Source organism: Desulfonatronum parangueonense (assembly GCF_054656975.1).
This window is the reverse complement of sequence record NZ_BAAHXH010000003.1, coordinates 2,007,031-2,028,592: the sequence shown is the minus strand read 5'-3', so window position 1 is coordinate 2,028,592 and position 21,562 is coordinate 2,007,031. Positions and strand designations below refer to the sequence as shown.

At 55.9% G+C, this 21,562-nt stretch carries 20 protein-coding genes; 7 read left to right on the top strand and 13 right to left on the bottom strand.

The window, feature by feature from the left end:
* Positions 1-13: 13 nt before the first annotated feature.
* From ACYQ15_RS09310 to rsxE, 4 genes are all read left to right on the top strand, one after another.
* On the top strand, positions 14-739 hold the full coding sequence (locus ACYQ15_RS09310) for a DUF554 domain-containing protein (RefSeq protein WP_459937238.1): 726 nt from the start codon (positions 14-16) through the stop codon (positions 737-739).
* Positions 740-1,126: 387 nt separating this feature from the next.
* Positions 1,127-2,200, top strand: coding sequence for an RnfABCDGE type electron transport complex subunit D (locus ACYQ15_RS09305; protein WP_459937237.1), 1,074 nt, complete (start codon positions 1,127-1,129; stop codon positions 2,198-2,200).
* Complete coding sequence (locus tag ACYQ15_RS09300; protein WP_459937236.1) at positions 2,197-2,859, top strand: FMN-binding protein; 663 nt, start codon at positions 2,197-2,199, stop codon at positions 2,857-2,859. The genes ACYQ15_RS09305 and ACYQ15_RS09300 overlap by 4 nt, the downstream gene beginning before the upstream one ends.
* Before the next feature lie 3 nt (positions 2,860-2,862).
* Positions 2,863-3,480: an electron transport complex subunit RsxE gene (rsxE, locus tag ACYQ15_RS09295; protein WP_459937235.1), complete on the top strand. Its 618-nt coding sequence runs from the start codon at positions 2,863-2,865 to the stop codon at positions 3,478-3,480.
* 133 nt (positions 3,481-3,613) lie between these two features.
* Here rsxE and ACYQ15_RS09290 read toward each other — a convergent pair whose 3' ends face one another.
* Both ACYQ15_RS09290 and ACYQ15_RS09285 read right to left on the bottom strand, forming a co-directional pair.
* On the bottom strand, positions 3,614-5,260 hold the full coding sequence (locus tag ACYQ15_RS09290) for a glutamate synthase-related protein (RefSeq protein WP_459937234.1): 1,647 nt from the start codon (positions 5,258-5,260) through the stop codon (positions 3,614-3,616).
* A gap of 411 nt (positions 5,261-5,671) precedes the next feature.
* Positions 5,672-6,388 carry a GAF domain-containing protein gene (locus ACYQ15_RS09285; protein ID WP_459937233.1) on the bottom strand — a complete coding sequence of 239 codons (717 nt, stop codon included), beginning with the start codon at positions 6,386-6,388 and terminating at the stop codon, positions 5,672-5,674.
* 360 nt (positions 6,389-6,748) lie between these two features.
* On the opposite strand from ACYQ15_RS09285, the gene ACYQ15_RS09280 reads away from it, so the two are divergent.
* The 3 genes from ACYQ15_RS09280 (at position 6,749) to ACYQ15_RS09270 (ending at position 8,323) form a co-directional block, all read left to right on the top strand.
* Positions 6,749-7,480 (top strand): hypothetical protein, encoded by a 732-nt coding sequence (locus ACYQ15_RS09280; RefSeq protein WP_459937232.1) that lies wholly within the window; start codon positions 6,749-6,751, stop codon positions 7,478-7,480.
* A 118-nt stretch (positions 7,481-7,598) separates the two neighbouring features.
* A complete protein-coding gene (locus ACYQ15_RS09275; protein WP_459937231.1) occupies positions 7,599-7,808 on the top strand; it encodes a YwbE family protein in 210 nt (69 codons plus the stop codon).
* Positions 7,809-8,095: 287 nt separating this feature from the next.
* Positions 8,096-8,323, top strand: coding sequence for a hypothetical protein (locus tag ACYQ15_RS09270; RefSeq protein WP_459937230.1), 228 nt, complete (start codon positions 8,096-8,098; stop codon positions 8,321-8,323).
* Positions 8,324-8,379: 56 nt separating this feature from the next.
* On the opposite strand, the gene ACYQ15_RS09265 is transcribed toward ACYQ15_RS09270, so the two are convergent.
* From ACYQ15_RS09265 to ACYQ15_RS09215, 11 genes are all read right to left on the bottom strand, one after another.
* Entirely contained in the window at positions 8,380-9,870 is a 1,491-nt protein-coding gene (locus ACYQ15_RS09265; protein WP_459937229.1) for a sensor histidine kinase, read from the bottom strand.
* A 9-nt stretch (positions 9,871-9,879) separates the two neighbouring features.
* The gene (locus ACYQ15_RS09260) at positions 9,880-11,880 is read right to left on the bottom strand and encodes a PAS domain S-box protein (RefSeq protein ID WP_459939564.1); all 2,001 of its coding nucleotides are present in this window, start codon (positions 11,878-11,880) and stop codon (positions 9,880-9,882) included.
* A 1,051-nt stretch (positions 11,881-12,931) separates the two neighbouring features.
* Positions 12,932-14,536 (bottom strand): AAA family ATPase, encoded by a 1,605-nt coding sequence (locus ACYQ15_RS09255; protein WP_459937228.1) that lies wholly within the window; start codon positions 14,534-14,536, stop codon positions 12,932-12,934.
* Between the two features lie 168 nt (positions 14,537-14,704).
* Positions 14,705-15,049 (bottom strand): tRNA-binding protein, encoded by a 345-nt coding sequence (locus ACYQ15_RS09250; protein ID WP_459937227.1) that lies wholly within the window; start codon positions 15,047-15,049, stop codon positions 14,705-14,707.
* The gene (locus tag ACYQ15_RS09245) at positions 15,039-15,260 is read right to left on the bottom strand and encodes a 2-hydroxymuconate tautomerase family protein (protein ID WP_459937226.1); all 222 of its coding nucleotides are present in this window, start codon (positions 15,258-15,260) and stop codon (positions 15,039-15,041) included. The genes ACYQ15_RS09250 and ACYQ15_RS09245 overlap by 11 nt, the downstream gene beginning before the upstream one ends.
* Before the next feature lie 48 nt (positions 15,261-15,308).
* On the bottom strand, positions 15,309-15,446 hold the full coding sequence (locus ACYQ15_RS09240) for a hypothetical protein (RefSeq protein WP_459937225.1): 138 nt from the start codon (positions 15,444-15,446) through the stop codon (positions 15,309-15,311).
* A 36-nt stretch (positions 15,447-15,482) separates the two neighbouring features.
* Positions 15,483-16,097, bottom strand: coding sequence for a methyltransferase domain-containing protein (locus ACYQ15_RS09235; protein WP_459937224.1), 615 nt, complete (start codon positions 16,095-16,097; stop codon positions 15,483-15,485).
* Between the two features lie 216 nt (positions 16,098-16,313).
* On the bottom strand, positions 16,314-16,916 hold the full coding sequence (locus ACYQ15_RS09230) for a nitroreductase family protein (RefSeq protein ID WP_459937223.1): 603 nt from the start codon (positions 16,914-16,916) through the stop codon (positions 16,314-16,316).
* Between the two features lie 448 nt (positions 16,917-17,364).
* On the bottom strand, positions 17,365-19,518 hold the full coding sequence (gene ldhH, locus ACYQ15_RS09225; RefSeq protein WP_459937222.1) for an L-lactate dehydrogenase (quinone) large subunit LdhH: 2,154 nt from the start codon (positions 19,516-19,518) through the stop codon (positions 17,365-17,367).
* Positions 19,518-20,144, bottom strand: coding sequence for a LutC/YkgG family protein (locus ACYQ15_RS09220; protein WP_459937221.1), 627 nt, complete (start codon positions 20,142-20,144; stop codon positions 19,518-19,520). Before ACYQ15_RS09220 ends, ldhH begins: the two co-directional genes overlap by 1 nt.
* A gap of 183 nt (positions 20,145-20,327) precedes the next feature.
* Positions 20,328-21,536: an acetate kinase gene (locus ACYQ15_RS09215; protein ID WP_459937220.1), complete on the bottom strand. Its 1,209-nt coding sequence runs from the start codon at positions 21,534-21,536 to the stop codon at positions 20,328-20,330.
* Positions 21,537-21,562: the final 26 nt, after the last annotated feature.

Sequence of the window (21,562 nt, the reverse complement as noted above, 5' to 3'; positions counted from 1 at the left end):
ACGGGAGGGGTGATTGCATTCCTCCCGTCTTGGCGCTACACACCGCGCCATGCCCATTGGAACATTTATCAATGCCGCGGCCATCATTCTCGGCAGCCTGCTCGGATTGCTGCTTGGTGGACGCTTTTCGGACCGCTACCGAACCCTCGTCTACCACTCCATCGGATTGTGCGTTCTGGTCATCGGCCTGCACATGGCCCTGAGCTTCGACAATGTCCTGATCCTTGTCTTTGCCATGCTCTGCGGCGCATTATGCGGCCAGCTCCTGCGCCTGGACGAACGACTGACCAGCGTCGGAAACATGCTCAAGACGCGTCTCGGTTCCAAAGACGCCCGTTTCACCGATGGTTTCGTCACGGCCTCGCTGCTGTTTTGCATCGGTTCCATGGCCATCCTCGGCTCCATCGACGAAGGCATCCGCGGTGACCGCACCATCCTGCTGACCAAATCCATTCTTGACGGATTCATCTGCATCCCCCTGGCTTCCACCTACGGGATCGGGGTCCTTTTCTCCTTTCTTTCCATTCTTCTCTACCAGGGCTCCATCACTCTCCTCGCCGGGCAGGCTCAAGGCGTGTTCACCGATCCGATCATCAATCAGCTGACCTCCACCGGCGGCCTGCTGATCATGGGCATCGGCATCAATCTCCTGGACTTGAAAAACATCAACGTCACCAACATGCTCCCGGCGCTTGTCTTTGCTGTGCTTTTCACAATTTTGTTTCCAGTGGGGTTGTAACTATTCAGTTTATCCGGAGGGTGGTCATTCACCTGCACTGGATTCCGGCTTTCGCCGGAATGACTTATCGTGGCAAGCTGCATCTATACAGTCATACCGGCGAAAGCCGGTATCCAGATCTTTTTCGCGGATTTTGCTGAATAGATACAATTTTTTTGAGCTGAATAGTTACGTGGGGTTTTGATTTACCCTGGTCCGCCGGAATACGCGGCTGAAAAACCAACGGTCCCGATGCTTTTCTGTCTTCGATGAAAAGTTGCTGAAGGGATGCTGTTTTGATAGCTTTTCCCAGCTCTACTGAAATCCACGAATCACTCTCATCTCCAAAACCTGAAGATAATGGTGCCTTCCTTTATTTGAAAAGCATGATTGAAACCAAGATCCCCAATGAAAAAGCCTGAGTTCGTCAAGCAAAAAATCATGCTTCGGGTGCTGTACGCACTCCTGCCCGTCGTTGTTGTGGCTACTTATTATTTTGGTCTGCGCGTTCTGGCTGTTCTCGCGGTTTCCATGTTTTTTGCCTTCTTGACGGAATGGTTTATGGCCTCGCGGCGAGGCGCGAAGGTGACCCAGGCCTGTTTTGTGACCGGAGCCCTCTACGCCTTGGCCTTGCCCCCGAGTATCCCGTTCTGGATCACCGCCGTGGGCATTGTTGTGGGCATCTTGTTTGGCAAGGAGCTGTTCGGCGGGTTCGGCAAGAATGTCTTCAATCCGGCCATCGTGGGCCGGGCATTTGTCTGGGTAAGTTTTCCTCTGGAGATGACCAACCAGTTTGTGCCGGCATTTCGTGATTTTCCCGGCGGCTTCGTTCATTGGAGCATGGCCAAGGCCGGGGAAATTCCGGACTATCTGTTGCGCGCCGGCCATGGAGCTGTGGATGTCTTTACTTCGGCGACCCCCATGGTTGCCAGCAAGACCCATGGTCATGAAACTGCTGTCGAGGATCTTTTTTTCGGAAATATCGGCGGTGTATTTGAGGCCGGAGAACAAACCCTGCTTCTGGGCGCCGGTTCCATGGGCGAGGTCAGCGCAGCGGCGATTCTGTTGGGAGCCGTCTACCTGCTCTACACCAAGACGGCACAGTGGCGCTTGATGATCCCCCCCATTCTGGGAGCAGGCTTTTTGTGCGTCGCCTTGCGCTACGGCCTGGGCGTTGACGCCGTCCCTCCGCTGGAGTTCACCTTGTTGTCGGGAGGCCTCCTATACGGAGCCGTGTTCATGGTCACGGAACCGGTCAGTGCTCCCAAGTTGCCGAAGTCGCAATGGATTTACGGACTATTCATCGGCATGATGATCGTCTTTTTGCGGACCTACGGTATCTTTTTCGGCGCCGTGGCCTTTGCCATTCTCCTGGGCAACATGATTGCTCCTTCCCTGGATCTCTGGATCAAGCGTCTGTCCGCCACGACGTCGCCACGGCCGGTCCAGACCAATGCCGCCGGCATAGGGGAACGCAAATGAAGAATGACTCCATCCCCTATGTACTGGGCTTCATGCTGGTTATCACCTTGTTTTTCGGCACCGGGGTTTCCCTGGTCCATCACGGTACCAAGGACATGCTGGCCCGCAACGAACAACTCCATCGCAACAGAACCATCGCCCAGGCCTTCAATCTGGACGTGCCGGGACGCGACGCCGAGGCCTTTGCCCAGGCTGTTCAGGAACATGTGCGCGAGTTCTCGCTGCAAACGCCCGAGCGCACCTGGGCTGTTTTTGAGCGGATTACTGAACGGGACGGCGAATCTCGTGATATCGGGTTCATTTTTCAGGGGCGCGGCGTCTGGGACATCATTCGAGGCATCATCGTTCTTGATCCGGATTTGGATAATGTTCTCAATCTGCGGATCATGGAACAGGCCGAGACCCCCGGCCTGGGGGGACGGATCGAGGAAGAGAGTTTCCTGGCACAGTTCCAAGGGTTGAGCATCAATTGGGAGCGACCGCCGGATCGCCGGGTGGTTCTTGGAACGGGGATGGATCCGGATGCCGAGGGTCGTGTGGACGGAATTACCGGTGCCACGGGAACATCACGGGCCTTGATCGAGATGTTGAACAACGAACTGCATGATTTCCGTTTTGCCTATCAGGCAAATACTCAGACCTCGAATCTCGGGATGTAAGCCATGGCCGATACATCCAAAAGCATCTTTGAAAAAGGAATCTGGGCGGAAAACCCAGTCTACCGGCAGGTTCTGGGCATTTGTTCGGCCTTGGCGGTCACCAATCTGCTGACCAACACCCTGCTGATGTGCGCCGGCGTCATCTTCACGACGGCCATGTCCAATCTGACCGTTTCGGTTTTACGCAGTTTCATCCCCAAGCGCATCCGGATGATGGTTCAGGTGTTGATCATTGCAAGTTACGTGATGATGGTGGACATTGTTATCCGTGCTGTTGCTCCGGATATTCATCGCTTTATCGGACCCTATGTGGGCCTGATCATTACCAACTGCATCATCATGGGGCGGGCTGAAGCCTTTGCCAGCCAGAATCGACCATTTCCATCCCTGCTGGACGGCCTGGCAACAGGACTTGGGTATTCCCTGGTGCTCATCGCCATCGCCTTGATTCGCGAACCCCTGGGCTTCGGCACTGTCCTGGGATATGCCCTTCCTGCCAGGGACCTGTGGTGGCAATCCTGGACCATCATGATCATGCCCCCGGGCGCTTTCTTCACCTTGGGACTGCTGACCTGGTGGGCACGGGCCAAGACGGATCCCAGCCTGAAAGAAACGCGATAGGGGCCGAACTAAAGCCGGAGAGCGCCTTCGACGTGACGGCATTTGGGCATTGAAAAGGAAAGCCCGGAAGGATCTGCTTGATCTCTCCGGGCTCTTTTTTTCTGCTAAAACAGAATCTTGGCGGATTATTCAGCTAGGAAGCGAGGATTTTTTTTGCGGTCTCGTCGTTGAAGTCCGCAACGTGCGGGATGCCGGTTTCCTGGGCGGTTTCCCTGTTGCCGGAGAACAGATCTGATCTGGAGATCTGGTTCATGGAAAACTTGCGCACCCCGGCCATCATCTGCTGCATGCCGCAGGCAAGCTTGTCCGCCATGGTCCAGAAGGCAATGGCGCCGTAGGGAATATTCTTCATCTCGTCCTTTCCGACCCGCTCTTCCACGTCATAGTAGCCGGCGAAGATCTCTTCCGGGCTGCTGCCGAGATCCTTCACCGTTTTCGGAAGCTGCTCCCAGTTACCGTAGATTTCTTCACGCCGATCCGGATGGAGCGCGCCCTCGATGTTGGTTCCGAGAAAGCCGGGGATCATGATCGCCCTGCCCATGCAGACCAGCTTGGTGAAGGGCGCGCCCAGGGCAAGCGCCTTGAAGATGTGATCTTCCAGGGCAAAGCCGCCGGCAAAGGACATGTCCACCACCTGCTGGCCGCGGGCCGCCAGAATGGAGGCGTATTCGTAGGCTTTGGCATGCAGATTGATGGAGGGGACGCCCCAGCTCTGCATCATGTTCCAGGGGCTCATGCCGGTGCCGCCTCCGGCGCCGTCGATGGTCAGAAGGTCGAGTTTGGCATCGGTGGCGAACTTGACGGCCATGGCCAGTTCTTCCATGCCGTAGGCTCCGGTCTTCAGGGAAATGCGTTGCAGACCGAGACCGCGGAGGTATTCGACGCTTTTCATGAAGTCTTCGCGAACCTGGTCGACCTTGCTCAGGTTCGTGGCCCCCAAACGGCTGTGTCTGGCAAAGGAGGTGATCGCTCCCTTCTCGAATGCCGCCTGGACCCAATCGAGTTCCGGATCCGGATCAACGATGTATCCGCGGTTTTTCAGGAACTTTGCGTATTCGATGCTGTAAACCTGGATTTCGCCGCCGATGTCTTTGGCTCCCTGGCCCCATTTGAGCTCAACGATACAATTGTTGCCGTATTTCTCGGCAATATACTCGAGGACGCCATTGCGGGTGTCTTCCACATTGACCTGGATGATGATCGCCCCATAGTCGCCGTTGTACCTGGTATAACTTTCGACGCGACGTTCCAGTTCCGGCGCCTTGGTGACCTTTCCATTGGAGATGACGGATTGTCTGTCCACGCCGACCACGTTCTCGCCGATGACAACGGGAACGCCGACGAGAGCCGCGCCGATGGCAAAGGAATTCCAGTACTTCTGGGCGATTATTGTAGACCCGAGGGCGCCGGTCATGATCGGCATCCTGGCTTTGGTCTTTATCTCCCGGCCGAAGCTTGTCTCCAGGCTGACGTTGGGGAAAGTGCAGTCGTCGGGATCCGTGGACAGGCCGGGAGCCAGTCCGTGGGCGCCGTAGGCATGGCCCTGGATGCGCAGGGAATTGTAGGAAACCCCGACATGGGTGGTATTGTTGGCGCCGGCGGTAACCAGTCCGAAGCTTCGAGGATAGAGAAGCGAACGGCCGACCAGGCTGGACATGAAGGTTTCGCATTTGCCCTGGCAATCGGCGCGGCAAAGGGTACAGAGGCTTGATTCCGCCGGATTGCCGCGGTTTGTCGTGCCAAGAACATCATTGGATTTTGAAAAACGCAATTCACTCATGATCTGGATCTCCCTGGGATGAAGCAATTTCGGGAATAGACGCGGCCAAGAAAGCCTGATGTTGAAAATAAAAAAAGACGTCTCTTCCCGGTTCAATAATAGTGGGTATAAGACGCCTTTGTCTTGTACGGCACATGAGATGTTACTTGTTCTGCACGCCTTTGTGCAAAACAGAAAGGGGCAGAATCTAATGGTGCTTGTGGGATTATGTCAAGCGGAGCTGTGTTTGTTACAGGGCAATTTTGTTCGTCGTGTGAATAAACAGCAATTGGTGCTTCAGAAGTACGCAATGGCCTGATCAAATCCTGGTTCAAAAAGGCTGCGAGACAGCATCCCGGGCAAGCTGAACCAGTTCCTTCCGTCGCAAGAGCTGTCCATGTATGGAAGAGGTTGGATTGGTTCTGGATGAGCTCAATAGATTTCTTCTGAAAGCAATACCGCCTCGGCTATTCTGCGCATGGTTTTCCGGGAGTCCATGCTTTTCTTGCGCAACCAGCGATAGGCTTCCTCCGCGTTCATTTCACTGCGTCGCATCAGAACTTCCTTGGCTCTGTCCACCAGTTTCCGTGTTTCCAGTTCCTCCTGGATGACCTTCGTCTTGATGAGCAGTTCCGAGTTGTAGATGGCCACGGCCGCCTGGTTTGCCACAGTGGTGATCAGGTTCACTTCCATATCAGAAAAGACATGATGGACGGATGTAAAACAGTTCAAAACGCCCACCACCTGATGGTCCTTGAGCAGCAGTGGAACGCTGACCATGGATTTCAGGCCGAGCTTGCCGGCCATTTCCTTTTCCTTGAACAGCGGTTCCGAAAGGACATCGTATACGATCAGGGGCTTTTTTTGCGCGGCGACATGACCGACAGCCCCTTCATTGATGTTCAGTTCCCGGTCCAGAAGATAGGCTGGTTCTATAGTCTGGGTGGCCTTCAGGCGCAGCTTTTTGCCCTTGTCGGTGTCTTCAACCAGCCATAAGGAACATATCTCGACACCCGTCACCTTTGCGGTAACCATGACAATGAGCCGCAAGATGTCTTCAAGGTACAGATCGGAATTGATCGCGCTGCTGATATCCATCAGCGCCTTGATCACCTTGTCGGCATCTTCGGAAAACTTTCCGCTATCCATTCTCAAACCTGCTTTTGTAATCAACAATCGATAGTTGCATTATGTTCAGACAGTGCTGGGCAAAAACGATGATGCGGCTCAGTCGCGCTACAGGCCCTCGTCGTGTTCTCAAGGTTTCCGGATTCCCGGAGACGGTTCCTCATGTCGCAAACATGTAGCAGAATTTGACGGAGTGGCAAGAGGATAAAACGGGGCAGCGGGATCACCTGGGGAAATATCACGTGAGGAATCACATTGATTTCCTCACGAAGTTGGCCAAGAATCATTTTTCAACCAGCCGCAAATACCCCACCTAACGACTGATCTTTCAGCCGGACCTCAGATCGGTAACGAACAGCAACAGCGGCTTCATGGTGACCCATGTCCAGGCAGACCATCGACTCCCAATGGCTGGAGAATTTGAAAAGAAAGGCGCATGACCTGTTTGCCGAAGAGAATACCGTCGTGGACGGCATCAGGTCGGGCTTTGTCAATCGCGTCGTTGTCTTTATCGATCTTGCTGGATCGACATCTTTCAAGATCGAGCACAAGGGGAGCCCGGAGAAATGGATTCTGCTCTTTCGCCAGTTCAGCAAGCTTGTTTCCGCGGCCGTCCAGGGCAGTCACGGCAATGTGGTCAAGTTCATCGGTGACGAGGTGATGGCCACATTCGAAAATGTGGAGCATGCGGTCAATTTCCTCACGCATGCCCCTGAAATCGGGGCGGCACTGTACTCCGCCACCGGGGTCCAAATGCCGATGAAGATCGCCGCGGATTTCGGCCCGGTGTACGAGTTGCATTTCGAAGGACACGAGGCTCCTGATCCTCAAGGGATTATCGTGGATCGCTGTGCCGGCATCTCTAAATACGGCGTACCCGGTGAAGTGCTGGCAAGCGCTTATCTTGTCGGGGTGACACCGACCCTGGACTGGTTTGCGGTCGGGGAGATCGAGGTCCACGCTGTGGGAAGAGTCGCCGTTTATCAGCTTGGCGGCAACACGGCGAATCTGGAACCGCGTGTCGAGATTTCCAGAAAGGAATATGTGTCGTTAAAGGAAGAGCGGGACCGGCTGAGAGAAGAACTGGAACGTTTCGGGGGCTCCCATCGTTAAGATTACTCATCAGGTCATTCCGGCGAAAGCCGGAATCCAGCGCAGGTGAATGACTACGCTGCTTGTGCTGAAAGGTTGCGTCGGATGTTGGCCGACGGGCTGCAAGGAGGCATTGATAATGGATGGAACTGTTCGTGCCGATATCACACGAGGATCAGAAGTGGCCGTGGTCCTGAAAAAGGATCAGCGCACCGGGGCGCTGACCCGGGGGCGGGTGAAGGACATCCTGACCAAGTCCCCGAAGCACTCTCGCGGCATCAAGGTACGCCTGGAAAGCGGGGAGGTTGGGAGGGTCAAGGAAATTTTGTCCGTTGGCACGGCTTCCTGACCCTTTGTTCCCACTGTCTCCGACCCATCCAAGCTTTGCGCCGTTCGGGACTTCTCTCCTGCACGGCTAGGATCACTGTTCCGTCCGGACGGTAAAACCCGATCAGCAGAAATTTGGAGCGAACCCTGTCTCCATATCTTTACTCCCCGGGCTCGGCGAGCATCCATTCGTAGGCTGGGCATACCGTCACATCCTCTGAATGTGCGCAGGTGAGCCGTCCTTGCTCAGTGTCGGCAAAAGTTTTCGGGCTCCTTGGGGCGGCCGTGTTTAGGCCAAGGCCCTGAATCTTGCTGGGCGGTTGCCGGGTCGGCGGCATCGAGGCAGATCTCGATGAGGGTTTTGTTGCCCAGGGGGGCGCAAGCCAGGAAGTCCACATCATGGGCTTCGGGGGTGCGGACATAGGTTGCGGCGCAGCGTCGTCTTTCCAACTCAAGCAGTACGGCGGTCTCCAGGGTAAGGCCGTGATTGCGGCGGCATGGTCAGCGTTGGGCTGCATTCTCCTTCATGCAAAATGAAAATAATGCTTTTTTCTCCTTCAGAATAGGAGAGTTACGCGTGATATGTTGGTCAATCAAGCCTTCGTATCAAATGCCGAGTCCACCATTTGATCCAAATCCTTCTTGAACCACGCCGTGAACCAGAACGTCGAACCATCGCCTTCGGCGCTTTGCACCCGGATTTCGCCGCCCATCAACTCCGCCAGTTCCTTGCAAATGGCCAGCCCCAGCCCGGTGCCGAAATATCGGGTGTTCACGTTTTTTCCGCGAACATACGGGGAGAACACCCCGTCCATCTGGTCCGCCGGAATGCCGATCCCCGTATCCTTGACCGTGAAACGCAGCAGAACTCTTGGGCCGTCAACCGCCTCCAGGCCACAAACCAGTTCCACCGCGCCCTGGTCCGTGAACTTGACGGCGTTGCCGACAAGGTTCAGCAGGATTTGCTGCAATCTCTCCATGTCTCCACGGAGAACATTCGGCACTCCCTCAGCAATATGCCATTTCAGGGCAAGGCTTTTTTGATGGGCCAGGGGGATCATCAGGTTCACTACGTTCTCCACGGTCCAGCGTGGACAGAACGGCTCGATCTCGAGTTCGATTTTTCCGGCCTTGATTTTGGAGAGGTCGAGCAGCGAGTTGAGCAATTTGAGCATTTTCGCCGAACTCGCGGAAATATGGGTGACGTATTCGCGTTGTTCCGCATCAAGCAAGGTGTCCACGAGAAGGCTGGTCAAACCAATAATTCCATTCAAGGGTGTTCGGACCTCGTGGCTGATCTTGGCCAGAAAGTCGCTTTTGGCCCGATTGGCCGCTTCCGCGACTTCCTTGGCTTCGGCCAACTCCCGTTCATGGTTCATCTGCTCGGTCATATCCCTGAAGAAAGCCATCATGCAAACTGGGGCACCCGTTTCGTCGTAGACCATGTTGGTCGAAGGCTGGACGGTGACCAGGGTGGCATCCGCCCTTTTGGCGATCATTCGTTCCGATGCGCTGCCATGCTCGAGCACACGGCGCATTACTTGGGCCGCATGGTCAACGTCGTGCCAAAACTCCGTGGCATGTCTCCCCAGGGCGTCCTCCTCGCGCTCCAATCCCCATATCTTGAGAAACGCCGGATTGACGTAGGTGATGCATCCATTCAGGTCGGCCAGGGCCACGGCATCCAAGGACGAGGCGATGGCCCGATCCTTGATCCTCAGCGCCCTTTCCAAGGCATTACGGGAGACGGCCGCGCCAATGGCCGTGGCGATGATCCTCAGCACGTTTATCTCTGCCTCCGTCCAGACCCGTTGCGACCGCACCGAGTCAAAGCCGATAAACCCCTGAAACTCGCCATTGACTTGGATAGGAACCGCCAAGAGGCTTTGGATTTCCTGCGATTCCAGGATGGATCGTTCTGCTTCCGGAAAGTCTCGAACATGGCCGAAGACCGGGTTTCCCTTACCCATTTCCCTGGCCCAGCGCGGGAAAAAATCGTCGTACTTGGCGTGTTGCAGGTCCGGATTGTCGATCTGCGGCGTTATCCCGGAGCGGACCCATTCGTGAGTTTGGCTGGTCAGCAAGACTCCATCTTATTGCTCCCGGTGATTTTCGAATATGTAAGCTCGATCGGTGCTGGTGGCATGCCCAAGTTCGGCAAGAATTTCCGTGATGCATGGCCCAAACTCTCGGCCTTGCAAGAGAAGTAAGTTAGCGGAGGCCGCAATCTGAAGAAGTTGTTCCCGCAATCGCAACGCGGCTTCAGCCTGTTTACGTTCCGTTATGTCCCGCAAAAAGCAGACGATTTGCCCTCCATTCCTGTTCAACCACGTCGAGGAAGCCTCGATGGTGTAGATTGTGCCGTCACTTCTACGATGTTGGATTTCGAACAGGTCGAAACCATTGTCGATGATCCGTTCTATTCTGGCCGCTATCTCGGACGGCGTCTCGTCGACATTCAGGTCTGTTATATGCAGCTTCAACAACTCTTCCCTGGTGTAGCCGGACATGCGACAGAAGGCCTCGTTGACGTCGACAAAATTACCCCCCAGGTCGACTATGCAGAATCCATCCCATGTCGTATCGAGAATTGCTCTCAGAAATGTTTTTTGATCGCGCACCGCCTTCTCGGCCAACATTCTTTCGGTAAGGTCGATGTCAATACAGAACAGATCAGAAGGACCACCTTCTTTTTTGACGATCGCGTGGCTGGAGTACACGGGGACCGGGGAGCCGTCCTTGCGCATCAGCCATAGTTCGGACGCGGGGATGGGCTCGCCGGTTATGGCCATGCGGCGCATCGCCGTTTCGACCTCCTCACGCATTTCCGGAAGAATAATCAAGTCCAGGAGATTGCGGTCCACGACTTCCTCGGCGGAGTAGCCGTAGATCTGTTCAGAAGCCTGGTTCCAGTAAAAAGTCGTGCCGTCCATGCGATACCCTTGGACGGCCACGTTGGGAACGTTGGAGAGGAGGTAGCGAAAGCGGACTTCGCTTTCCGCGAGTTGGTCGAGTGCGATCCTCAAGTGCGTGATCTCATGTATGGTGATGGCCACCCCTACTACTTTTTCTCCCTCCTTGCATGGAGTATAAGTCCTGCTGAGAAATCTGCGGCCGGACTCAGCGGAAATCCATCCCTCACGGCACATCTTCTCCCCATGCAAAAATGCCTTATCCATGCAAGGTTGAATTTCAAGGTCATAACATGATTTGCCTCGAATTCTGGAAATAAATGCTTTATATTCCTCTCCAACTATTTTAAACTTTGGTAGGTTCAATAATTTTTCATATGCAGTGTTTGCAAAGGAAATAATTCCAGTCCTTTCAACATATAATTGCGCGTCATTGGAGTATTCAACCATTAACTTGAATATTTTCAGAGACTTTTCTGTCTCAATTCGCTCAGAAATCTCATTTTTGTATAGTTTGAGTGTTGATTCAAGTTCGCTATTTGCTTTCTGAACATATTCTGCAAGTTGCTTTTTATCGTATTTGAAAGATATTTCGAGGAGAATTTTATCCGTGATGTCGTGAACAATAATGTAAAAATCTTCCGAATCACAATTTTCTCCAATAAAATGGTCCACGGAAAGGTCCACAAAGCGTTCTTCCGAAGGTTTGGTGACTATGCGAAGGAGTTGATTCTGCGTTTCTCCTGGTTTCTTCGCATCCTCAATAAAAGCCTTGAAAAGGGATTGATGTTCCGGTGAGACATGCTTCAAAAAGCGGTTCACGGTTGGTTTGACCGAAAAAGGTTTGTAGCCAAGAAGCTGGTACAGGGAAGCGGACCAGCGATGCGGTCCGGACATGCTCCTCAAGGCCCACATTCCGGTCAGTGAATGTCCACAAGTTGCATGGTTGCTTTTCGGTTTTTCGAGAAAGTCGCCTTCATCGGAAACTAAAAACAGCGGAGCCATGGACGAATCAAGGACCGTGCATATCCGCTCCAACAACGAGATGGTCGGCAGCGACTCGCCCCGCTCCACGCGGTTGTACTGTCTCAGGCTGATATCGAGCTTTTGCGCCAGCTCAGCCTGGGTCATGCTTTTCAGGGTCCGCAAATACCGCAACCGGTCCCCAAGGCGGCGAACCATGGTGCTTGGCTCTTGGTCCATTTTCCCTCCTTCTCGCTTCCCGGAGAATCCTATTGACCGATTATCTCCTTGAGTTTTCTGGAGTTCGGATTTGACACGTTTCAAGAGTTGTTCTTCATGTCGTCCACCCCCCAGGTCGTCCTTCGATCGGCATTCCAAATCCAGGCTGAAAGGATGCATAGCTTCGGAAACAAGACCAGCTTGACGTCCTTCATTAACCACCTCCTTTTGCTGTTTTCGGTTGGATAACTGGTGAGACTTTATAACCATTTAGCTTGCCATGTCGTCACTGCTCAAAAAGGTCGGGCGACGAAATCTCACGTGCAAGGATTCCCACCTGCGGGCGTTTCGTGATCCAGTTCATGGGGCCAAGCTCCAGCCGGAATCTGGTTCTGAATGCGTTACTCCGTTGCCGCACTGGGGTGCGGCGCTCCCAGGATTTATCCCGTTGATTGCCGCAAGTTTTTGAGCAGTTACGCCATGTGCCATGTTGTTTCAAAATCAGTCATGCCGGCAAAGGCAGGTCTCCATAGCACCAAAAACATTCGTACGTATACGACGCGAAACGGCGTATTTGTAGTGTTTTTTGCGACGTTCTTTTTGGTCGTCGAACAAAGTAAGCGGAAGTGGGAATCCGTAGAGTGGTTCAGGGGAGGTGCCTTTGGAGAAATACCAGTCCAATCCGTATTCTCTCTCGGAATCAGTGTGGGTATCGTTGCCGAGTCCATAAGAGGGCTGCTCAATGTTGCGATGCCGACCTCGACACTTTTTCTGGAAGGAGCTTGCGGGTGTTGTGACGGTTTAGCCTGGCACGGAGAGAGGAGGGGAAGGAAATATGCAGGGGGGGCGGTCCGGCGCGTGACCGGGGGATCATTAGAGCTTCTTGTCAAGCAAGTCGCTCTGGAACGGGAAAAGAGAACGGTATGCGTACGATGTCATGGGCAATCTTACGCGCTGTCAAGGCTGAATTTTGCAAGGAGACGCGAATCATGGTGGATCAGATGCGGACATGGATACCTCAGCTGGATACGATGCATCGCCTCACCACCTCTCAACACCCCCATACGACAATATCCCACTTCCCGAATTGCTCCCGCCGGTTCCAAATCCGTTCTTCCCAGCCTGTCTCGGGGTCCCGGTGAAAAACGACTAGGTGAGCTTCTTCCGCGCCGACCCGGTCGGCGTAGTCCGCTGTCTGCTCCAGGCCTTCGGCCAGGGTGCTTTCCAGGCTTCTCCGGGCATGGACCAGCTTCAGCTCGATGACCACCCGCTGCACCGGACCGAAAAAGCCCTGGGCCTCGTCCAGGGGCCATTCCAGGAACAGGTCCGTCCGGCGGCGACCCAGGCCGTACTCCCGGCTCAGCCGTCCCCCGCCGTTGACGATGCGCTGCAGAAAGGCCTGCAGCAGGAGTTGCGGTCCGGCCTCCTTGTAATCGAAACGCTCCAGCCAGACCTCCGAATTCTCTCGGAAGAAGCGCTGAAAAGCGGTCAGGAGCCCGTCCATGTCCAGTCGGTGATCCGGCCCCACATACCAGACCCGGTCCTGCTCGATGACCATCTGGCTGCCCCAGGACAGCTCGCGTGGAATAACCTCCCGGTAGATGGCGTTGGAAATGTCCAATTTGCCGTTGATCTCCCGCCGCAACAGGCCCAGGTCCACCAGGTAGTCCGCGTCGTCGGGCCGCACCCCTACTTCGGACAGGCCCTGGAGGAACGGGGTAATCACCGCTTGCACTCGAGGTTCCTTGAGCTTGTCCGCCAACTGGTCCAGGTGAGTGGCCCGGGACAGGATCAGCCGCTCCCGTCCGGCCCGATAATCCTCCAGGGTGATGTGCCGGGTCCGGTCACGGGCCGCCTTGTCCTTCCAGGTCGCCTCGTGTCCCAGGGCGTTGACCAGCCAGGGCTGGCCCTGGGTGTCCCGCCAGAGTTCATCGAAGATTTCCGGTGCAAAGGTCTGACCCGTGGCCACGGTGTGTTGATGCCACATGGCGCGGACTTCTTCCTCAATAAAGTTGCCCATGCGCAGGGATTCGGCTTTGATGTTGAAGGCGCTGCCGCCGGTGATGATCTCTTCTCCTGTGCCATGCATGCGGTAATCACGCACGTCCCGCACTCCGCAGAGGATCACGCTTTGGGGAAAGGCTTCTGGCCGCTGATTGTACCCGGCCCGGATTTGCCGCAGGAGCGAGATGAGCGTGTCGCCCACCAGGGCGTCTACCTCGTCAAGAAGAAGTACAACGGGCTTTGTCGAGATACGGGACCAATGCTCCAGCATTTGTTTGAGAAGATCGTTGGCCGGCTGGTCCCGGCCCGTGGTGTTCAGCCAGGCAAAGACCTCGGGCTGGTCAAGATACAGGCGGATGGACCCGGCAACGGCGCTGCACACCGTCGGAATGCCTTTAGTCTCGTCCCCCCGGGCCGCCTGGGCCCCCTCTATGTTGGCGTAGGCGCAGGCAAACCGGCCTTCGGCGTTCAGCTCGGCCATGATGGCCAAAAGGGTACTCGTCTTGCCGGTCTGGCGCGGGGCGTGGAGAACGAAATAGCGCTCCGAGCGGATCAGGTGGAGAATTTCCTCCCAGTCCATGCGGTGCAAAGGCGGGATATTGTAGTGGTGTTCGGTCTTGATGGGCCCGGAGGTGTTGAAGAATTTTTCCATGTCGGCTCCCTGGCGTTCTTTTATCTCGGCATTGAAACGATAAACTTTAGGCTCGTTATTCGTTTCGGACAGGTGAATCCGCCGGTTGGGGCATGATATCGACCATGCTCCAACGAGGCACATATCGCCGGCCCGACGGCCTGACTTCATGCTCCTTTCGTATCCGGCTCATCCCAGCTTTGCGCCGTTCGGGACTTCTTTCTCCGGCACGGCCAGGATCACTGTTCCGTCAGGGCGGTAAAAACCGGTCAGCAGAAATTCGGAACGAACCGGTCCGATCTGTTTGACCGGAAAGTTGACCACACCGACTACCTGCCGTCCGACCAGCTCATCCGGGGTATAGTGATCCGTAACCCTGGCGCTGGTTTGCTTGATGCCGATCTCCGATCCGAAATCCACCACAACGACATATGCCGGCTTGCGGGCCTTGGGGGAAGGTTTGACTTCCAGCACGGTTCCCACATGGATCGCCACCTGTTCGAAGTCCTCCCAGGAGATGGTCTTATCGCTCATCGGCAACTCCGCGGGAAATCCCGCGCAGCCTGGTGACCTGCTCCCCGCCAATGCCCCAATTGTCCGTGTCCACCTCGTCGATGACCACGACGGTTGTTTTTGGATTCTTGCCCAGGACGTCCACCAGCAGTTGCGTGACGCCCTGGATCAGCCGGACCTTCTGTTCCGAAGTGGCCCCCTCCCTGGTGATCTTGATGTTCACATAGGGCATGTTTTTACTATTCCTTGTGCGTGAAATGTTCCTGCAAGCCTGTAAAGATCAAAAAGGCTTTACTGCCAGAATGTACGCGGCGACAGCGTAATTCTCGGCATCCGCGATTTTCCAGCTGGCGATGATTTCCCTGCTTTGCGGCTTGATCTCCACCTGAACGTTCGTGAATCCGGCGGCTTCCAGCATGGGTCTCACCTGACCGGCGAGACTGGCTCCGGATATTCAGCCGCACCAGGCAGCTGGATCGTTTTTCAGGCTGTCAGGAACATCCTTTTCCAACAGCACGTCGGATATGCAGATCCGTCCTCCGGGCTTGAGCACCCTGAACAATTCTCGGTACACAGTCGGTTTGTCCGGTGACAGGTTGATCACGCAATTGGAAATGGCCACGTCGATGGATGCATCGGCCAGAGGCAGCCGCTCGATCTCGGCCAGTTCAAAACGAGCGTTCGTAGCACCGGCCTGGCGGGCATTGTCCGTGGCCGCGGCGATCATCTCCGGGGTCATGTCCACGCCGATGACGCTGCCTTCGGGACCGACCATAGTCGCGGCCAGCAGGGCGTCGAATCCCGGACCACTGCCCAGATCCAGCACAATCTCCCCAGGTTTCAAGTCGGCCCGGTTCACCGGATTGCCGCATCCAAGTCCCAGATTGGCCTGATCCGGCGTCTTTCCCAGTTGATCCGGCGAATAGCCCAGCAGGCCGGCCTGTTTGTACGGATCAAGCGTTCCGAGATGGGCGTCGCCACCCACTGGCAGACAGCAACCTCCGGCCTCGGAGACTGCCTTGGCATAGGAATCCCGGACCTTGTTTTTTATATCCTTGAACTGTTCCATGGTTCACCTTGACCTTGAATTGTAGTAACTGCTCAGCACACGTTGTGCGCTATGCTCCGAAAATCGGGGTCGGAGGCGGAATCGGAATCGGTTTTGAAAACGTTGAGGAGCACTTCGCATGGTTTCGGTTCCGATCCCGATCCCGATACCGATACCGACGGCGATGTCAAACTCCGTACGGTAGTAGCATGCTGAATAGTTACGAATTGTAAAGAGTCATTCCAGATAGCGCGTCACGTTTTCCGTTTGGACCTTTTGCGGACCCTTTGACGTGCGTTCAGGATATCCCAGGGGAATGACGGCCATGAACTCGCCTTCGGGTTCGCCCAGAAAGCGGCGCACATCTTCCTTGATCAGAAACAGAATTCCCAGCCAGACCGAACCCAGACCCAGAGAGGTGGCCGCAAGCAGCAAGTTTTGCACGGCCGCGGCGGAACTCTGGATTTCCATTGTCCGAAAAAAATCGTTCACTTCCGGGTGTTCGAGCTTGAACAGCTTATCTCCCCGGGCGATCAGCTCGCCGGTGTTCAGGATGGCCACGACCACCGGAGCGCTGTTGATGCTCCTGGCAGCCATGCGCAGCAGGGATGAAGTGGGTTTGGGAAAAACAGCGGCCCGGTCCGTGGCCAGTTTGGCCAGCTCCGCCTTTTTGTCGCCGCGAAGCACAAGGAAGCGCCAGGATTGTTGGTTGTGCGCGGACGGCGCCTGATTGGCCGCATTCAGGAGCGCTTGAATGATTTCCGGATCCACGGTCTGATCCGTGAACGTCCTGATGCTGTGCCGGGCGGCGATGGTGCGCAGGGTTTCATTGTCAACCATGAGATGACTCCGGGTGGGTTGCTGGTAACTGCTCAAAAAGATCGGGCGGCGTGGTTTCCTGTGCAAGGATTCCCATTGACGCGGAGTTTCGTGACCAAGCTTCGGGGGCAATGCTCCAGCCGGAACTTTGCCCTGAGTGCGTTGCACCGTTGCCGCACTGGGGTGCGGCGCTCCCAGGATGTATTCCGTTTATTGCCACAAATTACCGTTATTGATCCTGAAGAGTTGCATTGCCTTGCGTTTCTGGTGCCCGCGTCTGGAATACAAGGGCATTGATGCAGTTGAAACAATCACGGTATCGAACATGCATCATCACAGTCAAATGTGGGGCAGCTGCTTGGTTTTTGGTGGATACAGATTCCGACTGCCCGCGGCAGGAATTGAAAAGGCCGGAACTCATCATTCCGGCCTTGAACAGGATCCATGGTCCCGGGATATCAAGGAGAAGTTATCGCAGCCTTTCCGCCATCAGTTCGGCCACGTGTTTGACCTCGATGGGTTTTCCGGCAGCTTTCATGCCGCCGCGAATCTGCATCACGCAGCCGGGGCAGTCCGTTCCCACGGCCGTGATGTTGCCGGCTTCCAGGTCCGCAAGCTTCTTGGCCAGCAGGGTTTTGGAGATGGCCGGGAATTTCATGGAGTAGGAGCCGCCGAAGCCGCAGCAGACTTCCTCTTCGGTGGTCGGCACATACTCGCAAACCATGTTCAGGTTGTCGCGGGGCGCCTCACGCACTTCCAGCCCGCGGCAAAGGTGGCAGGGCGCGTGATAGCCGACCTTCTGGTCCGAGCGGGCGAACTTCATGGACGAGATTTTCAGCACGTCATGAACGAATGAACTGAAGTCGATGACCTTGTCCGCGAACTGGGCGACCTTGGCGGTCAATTCCGGCTCGTTTTCCAACAGCTTGGGGTATCCGTGCTTGAGGTGCGAGGCGCAGGAGGCGCACATGGTCATGATGTAGTCGTAGCGCAGCGGATCGAAGGCCGCCACGTTCTGCCTGGCCACATCAATGGCGGCCTGCTTTTCGCCCATCATGTTCACGGGCAGCCCGCAGCAGGATTGCTTCATGGGATAGTCCAGAGCCACCTTGCCGGTGGAGGCGATGACCTTCACCGCGGCCTTCATCTGCTCGGGATAGACGAAATCCTGTACGCAGCCGGAGAACAGGGCGACCTTGAGTTCCGGTTTGGCGACCACGGGCTTGATGGATTCCCATTCATCGCGAAAGGCCTTGTCGGCAATGGTGGGCAATTTGCGGAAATCCTGATTCTTGATGAAGATTGTCGGCAGGTGGCGGATGTACTGTCCTTCGCGCTCGGCAAAGGGTTTCTGGGCCCAGCGCATGTTCTTGAGCAGGGTGTGGAACATGGTGCGGTTCTTGAGCACTGTCCCGAGCAGCTTGGAGGAGGTCGGGTGTCCGTCTTCATCCTGGATGCGGGCATGGATTTCCTTGATCAGCCGCGGCAGATCGATGCCCGCGGCGCAGATCTCCTTGCAGGCCCCGCAGTTCACGCAGTTCTGGACCAGGAACTTGGCCTTGTCCTTGCCGTGGAAGAAGTAGGTCATGATCAAGCCGATGGCGCCGATGTAGACATGGCCGTACTTGTGTCCGCCCACCAGACGGTAGACCGGACAGACATTGGCGCAGGCGCCGCAACGGATGCAGCGCAGGATCTGGGAAAAGTCCTTGTCCTTGGCCAGGGCCCTGCGGCCGTTGTCCAAAAAGATCACATGCATGATCTTCTTGTTCTCCGGAGCGCTGGCGCATTCATTGGCGCCGGTGATCCAGGTGACGTAGGATGTAATCTGCTGTCCCGTGGCGTTGCGGGGCAGCCCGCGCAGGATGCGCAGGGCGTCGTGCAGGGTGGGTGTCAGCTTTTCCAGGCCGATCAAGGCCACGTGCACCCGGGGCAGGGTGGTGACCAGCCGGGCGTTGCCCTCGTTGGTCACCAGGCCGATGGTTCCGGTTTCGGCCACGGCGAAATTGCTTCCGGAAACACCCATGTCCGCTTCCACATATTCCTTGCGCAGTTCCCGGCGGGCCACCTTGACCAGTTTCTGGATATCCGGCTCCTGCTCCTTCTTGGTCACTCCGGCGAAAAGATCCGCCACCTGGTAGCGGGACAGGTGAATGGCCGGCATGACCATGTGCGACGGCCCCTCGCCGCGCATCTGGATGATCCATTCGCCCAGATCAGACTCCACGACCTCCAGCCCCTGCTCCTCAAGATGATGGTTCAGGTGGGTTTCCTCGGCAGTCATGGACTTGGCCTTGATCACCTTCTTGCACTTGTTTTCCCTGGCGATGCGCGCGACGATCCGGTTGGCCTCGTCGGCTGTTTCGGCGAGATGGACATGGACGCCCATGGACTCGGCCTTGGCCTTGAACTGGTTGTACAACTCGTCCATGCGGGCCAGGGACTCATCCTTGGCCTGGCCGATTTCCTGAATCAGACCTTTGACGTCCATCCCGGAAAAGGCATTGGCCCGGCCGGTGCGGTAGGCCACGGCGAACGTGTCCAGGGCCTTGCGCTGGAATTCGTTGCCCAGTGAATCCTCTATTTCCTGAAGATATTCTTCAATTTTAACGGCAGTTTGCATCAGCTATCCTCCAGCAGCAAAATATGCAGTTCCAGTGGGCCATGAACGCCGAGGGCCAGAACCCGTTCAATGTCGGCAGTCCGGCTGGCTCCAGTGATGAAGGCCAGGTAGTTGGGAGTCTTCTGCATCATGGGCAGCAGTTCAGGTTCCGCTTCGTAGCTGGTGGCCCGCAATCTGGAAAGGGGCAGAACCACGACGTTGATTTCGCAGATCATGGTGGACAGACGCAGGTCCTCGTAAGAGGAGTCCAGCACCAGGGTTCCGGTCTCGGCCAGGCCCAGATCGGCCACGGCAAAACCAATGTCGATCCCCGCCAGATGATTGCGCAGACCTTCGGCAATGAGCTTGACCCCCGCCTTTTCGGCTGCCGCGGCCAGTTCCGCATACTGATCGTCCACCAGTTTCGGGGCGGCAATGACCTTGTCCGACGCCTTGGCAAAACACAAGTCCGCGGCCTCGTCCGAGATGGCGTTTTCGCAACCGGACAGCAGCAACTGGCAGGCATCCTTGTTCACGCACACTTCCACCGCATAGGCATAGGCCTCCTGCATGGAGCCGATGGGTTTCACAATGGCGGAAACGGCTTCGGCTTTCTGGGTGAAAAGCTTGATGTGTTCCTGGTTCACATTCGACCTCCTGTAGAAAGGATCACGTTCGATGATTATTGGATTGAAATCGTATCTTTGTTGTATCAATTGCGATTGCGATTTCGATTTCGACTGAATTGCGGCCTTTGAGATGATCCGTAATCTGGACGAGACCGACAACAAACATGACGCTGTTTGTCTGGCGGTTGAGGAAAAGGTTTCCTACCCCAGCACCTCCAATGTCTGGGTGGCGATTTCCAGCTCTTCGTTGGTGGGTATGATAAATATTTTTATCCGGCTGTTCGACGCACTGATTTCCGTTGCCTTTCCGCGAGGAGCCTCGGCGTTGCGCTGGGTGTCCAGGATTGCCCCGACTCCGGAGAGAGAGGCGCAGGACAGGCGACGGACCATGTGGTCGTTTTCACCAATGCCAGCGGTGAAGCAGATGGCGTCCGTGCCGTCCAGCAAGGCAAGATACTGTCCGATGTACTGGGTGACGCGCCGACAGAAAACCCGTAGCGCAAGCTGTGCGTCCTGGTCCCCCTGGGATATCAGGTCATGAATATCTCGCATGTCGTTGTGTCCGCACATGCCCTTCAAGCCGCTCTGCTTGTTCAGGATGGTGTCGATCTCGCGAATGGTCAGGTTCTTGTTGTCCGCGAGAAAGGCATGCAGGGCCGGATCAACATCCCCCGAGCGGGTGCCCATGACCAGTCCTGCCAGAGGCGTCAGGCCCATGCTGGTGTCGACGCATTTGCCGTTTTTCACGGCGGCCATGGAACAGCCGTTGCCCAGGTGCACGGTGACGCAGGTGGTTTCCTCGAGAGGCTTGGCCAAAATTCGGGCGCACTGTTTGGCCACGTAGAGATGCGAGGTGCCGTGGAAACCATAGCGCCGGATTTTCAGCTCGGTATAGAGGGATTTGGGAATGGCGTACCGGTAGGCCTCCGGCGGCATGGTCTGGTGAAAGGCCGTATCAAAGACCGCCACATTGGGCACCCCGGGCAGAAGTCGCTGAGCGGTCTCGATGCCGGCCAATCCACCCGGGTTGTGCAGGGGGGCAAGGGGAATCTGGGCCTTGATGCCCTCAATGACCGCCTCGTCGACCAGGGTCGGGGTACTGAAGGATTCGCCGCCATGGACGATGCGGTGGCCTATGGCGTTGATCTCCGAGACGGCGGAGATCACTCCGGTTTCCGCGCTGGTAATCAATTCCACGACCCGGGCCAAGCCTGTGGCGTGATCCTGAATCGGCATCTCTTCGGTAAAGGTTTGTTCCTGGTCAGTGGACGGCCGGCGCTTGTGCCGGACCAGACCACTGGGCTCGCCTATCCGCTCCACCAGGCCAGTGGCCAGGACTGTCTGCGTTTTCATGTCCAGGAGCTGGTACTTGACCGAGGAACTGCCGGAGTTGAGGACAAGTATTATCATGAGTCGGTCACCCTTTGTTGCGGCGT